We start from the raw sequence: 5,891 nt of genomic DNA on the forward strand, positions 1-5,891 counted from the left end.
CAGCGCCTCGGCCAGGCCGTCGAGCGCCTCTTCGCCGTGGGCGGCGAGCGCGAGGCGCGCCGCGCGCCGCGTCGCCGGCCGCGCGAGGAGCGGGAGCAGCCGCGCCTCGAGCGCCCGTCCGCCGACCGCCCCGGCCGAGCGGGCCGCGGCGCAGGCCACCGCCGGATCCTCGTCGCGGAGCAGCGCCGGCAACAGCTCGTCGTACCCCTCGGCCGCGGGCAGCAGGCCGATCGCCGTCGCCGCCGCCTCGCGCGAGTTGGCCGGCGCGTCGGCCCGCCCCATCTCCTCCAGCAGGCGGTGGCCGAACGGCCGGAACGACGGGCCGAGGCGCCGCAGCAGCAGCGCCACCCAGGCCCCGCGCGCCTCGCCGCCGGCGCGGTCGAGGATCGTCGCCGTGATCCGCCGCCGCTCGTCGCTCTCCTCGGCGACGAGCAGGTCGATGCACTCGGCGAGGAGCGTCTTGTCCTCGGCGTCGAGCGTCGAGCCGACGCCGGGCGCCGGACCGTGGCGCGAGGGGTCGAGCAGGATCGCCAGCGCGCGGGCCCGCAGGGCGGGGGAGCCCTCGGCGGCCAGCTTCCGCAGCGGCTCGGCGAGATCCCAGTCCGGGTTCTCGGCGAGCAGCGAGAGCGCCGCCTCGGCCCGCGCCTCGTCGCCGCTCCGGAGCGCCCCGCGCAGCGCGCCGATCGTCTCCGCGCTGGCCAGTCCCTCGTCCCAGGTCGCCGGCTGGGCGCGCCCCTCGGCGATCGAGCGCGAGAGCTCGCCGACGTAGGAGCGGCCGACGGCGATCGCCGCCGCGGTCCAGAGGACGATGAAGAAGAGGTTCACGACGGCGAGGCCGCGCACCGAGAGCGCCAGCGCGCCGGTGAGGAAGAGCAGCAGCCCGCCGGCCAGCCCGTCCCCCATCCGGTCCACGACCATGTCGATCGCCGACTTCACGTGGATCTTGACCGTGCGGCTCACCGGCAGGTAGGCCAGCTCGCGGCTCGAGCGGTCGATCGAGTGCTTGAGGACCGTGTCCGAGCCCTTGACCAGCACCGCCGCCCAGAGCGAGAGGGTCGGGATCAGCGCGATGGTCGCCCCGAACATCGAGAGCGGCATGACGAGGATCGCGCCGGCGAGGCCGATCCAGCGGAAGAGCCGCCCGGCGAGGAAGAGCTGCAGGGCGAGCGAGACCGCACCGACCGCGGCGTAGAACGCGCCGAAGAACGAGGTCAAGGTGTCGCCCTTGAGGCGCGAGGCGGCGATCGCCTGGAACTGGTAGTCGGCGATCGCCGTGGCCAGCGCGGCGAGCAGGACCATCGCCGCGATCAGCCGCAGGTGCGGCGAGCCGGCGACGAGCCGCAGGCTCTCCGGCAGATGGCGCGGGGCGCGCTCCGCCCCGCGCGAGGCCGGCAGCCGCCGCCGTCCGAGGACCAGCGCGAGCCAGGCCGCGACGGCGAGGAGCGCGGCGAGGACCAGCAGCACGTTGACGGTGCCGATCCGCGGCGAGATCCACGAGGCGAGCCAGCCGCCGCAGATCCCGCCGGCGATCCCCCCGGCGCCGATCGCGCCGAAGGCCCGCTTCGCCTCGCGCGTGGTGAAGACGTCGTTGATCAGCGTCCAGGCCTGCGCCGGCCCGACGACGCCGTAGATCCCGCCCCAGACGAAGACGACCGGAAAGAGCCAGGGCGGGTCGAAGCGCGCCGCCCACCAGAAGAAGGTCAGGTTGCCGGCGAAGAAGAGCAGCGTGCCGACGCCGAGCGTCGTCGGCGAGACGCGCCGCGCGATGCGGAGGTAGATCGCGACGAAGATCGAGACGCCGACGGCGACGCCGATGATCGCGTAGGGCAGCTTGATCGCCCCGAACCTGCCGAGGAAGAGGCTGTCCCGCACCGCCTTCACGGCGATGTAGACGGCGATGACGACGAAGACGTAGGCCGAGGCGATCAGCGCCCGCGCCGCGTCGCCGGGGCGCAGCGCCAGAATGGCCAGCGCTCGCGCCGCGGCGCGTTCCTTTCCTTCCTTCGGCGTCATTGGGCGGCCCGGGCTCTCCGTGCGGGCGGAGCGGCCCGCGCGGCGCGCTCCGTCCCCGCTAATCTAGCCGATGCGGGGGGGGCGCGGCACGCCTTAGACGCGGAAGCGCGCGGACGATCCGCCTCGTCGGACGAACGGCGCTTGCGGGGCGTCGGCGGGACGCGGGCCGGAGCGGGAACCGCGGAAGGCGAAGAAGGCGGATCGGCGCGGGCCGGCGGGACGCGGGCCCGCGCGAGGGGCGGTCAGCGCCCCAGGGCGCCGCGGACGGCGGAGACCAGCTCCGCGGTCGTGAACGGCTTGCGGAGGAAGCGGGACGCGCCTTGGGCGGCGCGCGCCGTCATGCGGTCGTCGGCGAAGCCGCTGAACATCACCGCCGGCAGGTCGGGCCGGACCTTGCGCATTTCGGCGAGGGTCGTCGGGCCGTCCACGCCGGGCATCATCACGTCCACCACGGCGCAGTCCACCGCCTGGCCGGCGCGGCGCATGATCTCCACCGCCTCGCGCCCCCCCTCGGCCTTGAGCACGCGGTAGCCGGCGCGCTGCAGCATCAGCCCGGCGACCTCCCGCACGAGGTCGTCGTCGTCCACGACCATGACGATCCCGCCCGGCGCGGCGTTGGCCGCGCAGGTCGGAACGGTCGGGCGGACGAGCGGCGCCCCCACGACGGAAGCGTTGTTTTCAGGCATGGCGATGGAGCCCCCGAAGATGAGCGGGATTATAGCGCCGGCGGATGCCCCGTCCAGCGGTTCGGCAAGACCGTCTCCCGCGGCCGGGACCGGGCTCCTTCCGCGGGCCGGGGAATGCCGGACGCCCGGCGGCGACGTCGGGCGCGCCGCGTCCGCCCGCGCGCGGCGGCGGGACGGGGCGCGCCGCTCACAGCTCCAGCTTCGCCGCGGCGGACGCGGTCGTCGTCGCCGTCCCTTGCCAGCGCCCGCCCGCCGTCGTCGTCGCGACGACCGTCCACGTGCCGGGCGGCAGCCCGTCGAGCGACGCCCGCCCCAGGACCATCGGGAACGAGGCCGGCGCGTTGCGCCTCATCGGCCGCCGCCAGGCCGTGCCGTTGGCGTCGTAGATCGACAGCGTGGCCGCCGTGTCCTTGCCGGCGAGGTCGGCCACCTCGACGTCGAGATGGCAGGGGGCGGGCAGGAGGATCGCCAGCGGCCCTCCGGGCGCCGTGGCGCTCGTCGTCACCGCCGCCGCGCCGTCGGCCTGGACGACCAGCGCGTAGGTCCCCTGCGGCGCGTCGCCGATCGTCACCAGGCCGCCCTCGCCGGTGTCGTAGCGCCCGCCGGCCACGACCCGCCCCGCCTCGTCGAGCAGCAGAGCCTCGACGGCGTCGGGGGCCGAGCCGGCGGCGAGGGTCACGCGCAGCGCGAGGCCGCTCGTCCGCTGCAGCAGGACCTCCGAATCGGGCGCGCCCGACTCGGCCACCGAGACGTTCTGCCGCGCCGCGGCGTAGCCGTCGAGCCGCACCGCGAGCGTCCACGTCCCTTCCGCGACGTTGGCGATCGTGAACCGGCCGTCGTCGCCGGTCGTCGCGCGCAGCAGCCCGCCGCCGCGCCCGCCCATCGCCGCGGACGGGGTCAGCTCGGCCGTCGCGCCGGCGAGGGCGCTGCGGTCGGCCGAGTCGAGGACGCGGCCGCCGACCGTGGTCCGCGGCGCGCGGAGCGTCACGTCGCGGTCGGCCGAAACGTCCACCTGCGTCGAGAAGTCGAGGCCGTCGGCCATCCGCAGCACCGAGACGTTGTACGAGCCGGCGGCCAGCCCCTCGATCTTGAAGCGGCCGTCGGCGCCCGTCGTCGCCGTGCCCGACTCGAGGCCCGGCGCGCCGCCGGCCGCCGCGCCGAGGGCGCGGGCGAAGACGGTCGCCCCCGCGAGCGGCTGCGCGCCGTCCACGACCGTTCCGGAGAGGGTCGCCCCGGCGCCGAAGCTGAGGTCGGCGCGCGGCTCGGGGGTCGCGGCGGAGACGGTCACGTGGGTCGTCGCCGACGCCCCTTCCTCGCGGCGCGCGACGACGGTCCAATCGCCGTAGCGGCAGTTGTCGATGCGGAAGGCGCCCGACGCGTCGGGCGAGGCCGAGGCGCCGCCGCCGCCGAGGCCCTGCTGCATCGCGACGACCGTCACGCCGGAGAGCTTGTCCGCGGAGAGGCCGGTGATCGCGCCGACGATCGCGCCGCCGCGCGGCAGCTTGATCTCGACCCCCTGCACCGGCGCTCCCTGGACCTTGACCGCCGTGGCGTCGGAGGTCGTGTAGCCGTCGCGCCGCGCGACCAACGCGTAGTCGCCGTCGGAAAGGCCGCTCAGCGCGAAGAGCCCCTGGTCGTCGGCCGTCGCGCCGCGTCCGCCGAACGGCGTCGTCCCGCTGAGCGAGACGACGGCGAGCGGCACCGGCGCGCCGCCGTCGTCCACGACCGAGCCGGAGACGGTCTGGCCGCCGGAGAGCTGCAGGTCGAGCTGGTTCTCGCCGGTGCGGAGCTCGACGTGCTTCACCGCGCGCTGCGAGCCCTCAAGCGTCGCCTCGACGTCGATCCCGCCCGCGCCGAGGCCGTCGAGCCGGTAGAGGCCGTCGCCGTCGGCGATCGCGGAGCTCGTCGCCGCCGCGGACGCGCCGCCGCCGGGGCCGCCCGTCGCGGCGCTCTGCGCGCCGACCTGGGCCACCGCGGCGCCGATCGCCGCCGTGCCGTCGGCGAGGAGGACGCGGCCGACGAGCCACGCGCCGGCGTCGAGCGCGATCGAGAGGCCGGTCACGTTCTTGCCGGCGACGACGCGCACCCCTTCGAGCTTGCCGTCCTTCCGGCCCGGCGCCGAAGCGGTCAGCGTCGCGATCCCCGCCGGGACGTCGTCGAAGACGAAGCGCCCGTCCTCGTCGGCCGTCGCCTCGAGCGCGCGGCGCGGCCCGAAGCCGCGCGGCCCGCCGCCCCCCTGCTGGACCGCCGCCGCGACGCGCGCGCCGGCGATCGGCTTCTTGTCGGCGTCCACGACCGCGCCTTCGACGCGGCTCGCCGGGACGAGGGTGATCGTCAGCGGCGCGTTCGGCGGCACGGCGACCCCCGGCACGTCGAGGTCGGCGCACCCCTCGCGGCGCACGGAGAGCGCGAGCACCGCGCCGGGCTTCTGGTCGGCGAGGACGAACGCGCCGAGCGCGTCGCTCACCGCGTCCGGCTCGGTCTCCGGCGCGCCGCGGCGGCGCATCATCCCGCGGCCCATCCCCGACGGCGCCGCGCGGATCTCGGCGCCGGCGATCGGCGTGCCGTCGGCGGCCGCGACGCGCCCTTCGACCGCGGCGCCCTGGCCGAGCGCGATCGCGCCGAGGTCGAGCGTCGCGCCCGCCTCGACGGCGAGGCCGGTCCGGCGCTCCGGCGCGAAGCCGCGGCGCTGCGTGGTCAGCTCGAAGCGGCCGGCCGGCAGGTCGGCGACGCGGAATTCGCCTTGGCGGTCGGAGAGGGCGCGCCACGAGACGGTGCGGTCGGCGGGCGGCCCGAACGGCATCGGCCCCCGCGCCATCGTCGGCGCCGCGGCGATCTCGACGACCACCGCGTCCAGCGGCTTCTCCTGCGCGTCCACGAACCTGCCGACGATCGCGCCGCCGCGCTGCAGCGCGAGGACGACGCCCCCGCGCGTGCGGCGCGGGGCGAGCGGCCCGGCCTCGGCCTTCGCCGGCGCGAACCCCGCGGCGCGCGCCTCGAGCGTCCAGTTCTCCGTCGGGTCGAGGCCGCGGAGGCGGAAGGCTCCGTCGGCGCCGCTCGCCGTGCGCGGGCGCCGTCCGCCGGGCTGGCCGGGACGCGGCCCGCGGAAGGCGCCGAACGGCCGGCGCGGCGGCCCGGTCGGGGTCGCGGCCGCGGCCACCTCGACGCCCGCCAGCGGCTGGCCGGCGGCGA

At 77.1% G+C, this 5,891-nt stretch carries 3 protein-coding genes; all 3 read right to left on the bottom strand.

Annotated features, from left to right (window positions below):
* The coding region (locus LLG88_08670; GenBank protein ID MCE5246973.1) for an MFS transporter at nucleotides 1–2,013 on the bottom strand (2,013 nt) is incomplete at its 3' end.
* Nucleotides 2,014–2,255: 242 nt separating this feature from the next.
* On the bottom strand, nucleotides 2,256–2,699 hold the full coding sequence (locus tag LLG88_08675) for a response regulator (GenBank protein MCE5246974.1): 444 nt from the start codon (nucleotides 2,697–2,699) through the stop codon (nucleotides 2,256–2,258).
* A 187-nt stretch (nucleotides 2,700–2,886) separates the two neighbouring features.
* Nucleotides 2,887–5,891, bottom strand: a 3,005-nt coding sequence (locus LLG88_08680; GenBank protein MCE5246975.1) for a carboxypeptidase-like regulatory domain-containing protein, incomplete at its 5' end; no start/stop codon positions are given.

Source organism: bacterium (assembly GCA_021372775.1).
In the GTDB taxonomy this organism is placed as follows: domain Bacteria; phylum Acidobacteriota; class Polarisedimenticolia; order J045; family J045; genus JAJFTU01.